Annotated in this window: 1 tRNA gene and 1 rRNA gene; both read right to left on the reverse strand. The window is 47.7% G+C overall.

Features of this window, described 5'->3' with window-relative positions:
* Positions 1–275: 275 nt before the first annotated feature.
* A tRNA-Glu gene (locus tag F3J28_RS22300) sits at positions 276–351 on the reverse strand.
* A gap of 85 nt (positions 352–436) precedes the next feature.
* Positions 437–558, reverse strand: a 16S ribosomal RNA gene (locus tag F3J28_RS22305); the annotation flags it as partial.

A 558-nucleotide genomic window follows, 5' to 3' on the forward strand; every position in this document is an offset into this window, starting at 1 on the left:
CTTCATCGCCTCTGACTGCCAGGGCATCCACCGTGTACGCTTAGTCGCTTAACCTCACAACCCGAAGATGTCTCGTAAGACACAATCGCTGTTGTGAAAATTTGAGAGACTCGAACATGTCTTAACCTTATTCTTTATTACGGAAGAATAAGACGACATGTCGTTTCAATTTTCAGCTTGTTCCGGATTGTTAAAGAGCAAATATCTCAAACATGACTCTTTCAAGTCAGCTTTGAGATATAACGGCACGCAACTTTCACTTACATACCAGCAAGTGGCGTCCCCTAGGGGATTCGAACCCCTGTTACCGCCGTGAAAGGGCGGTGTCCTGGGCCTCTAGACGAAGGGGACGTGTAAGTCTCAATCGCAAGACGCCTTGCTTCTCTACATCTATCAGACAATCTGTGTGAGCACTACGCGGGTTGTATCTTTTAGGTAAGGAGGTGATCCAACCGCAGGTTCCCCTACGGTTACCTTGTTACGACTTCACCCCAGTCATGAATCACAAAGTGGTAAGCGCCCTCCCGAAGGTTAAGCTACCTACTTCTTTTGCAACCC

This window comes from Enterobacter sp. Ap-1006 (assembly GCF_011752835.1).
Classification (GTDB): domain Bacteria; phylum Pseudomonadota; class Gammaproteobacteria; order Enterobacterales; family Enterobacteriaceae; genus Cedecea.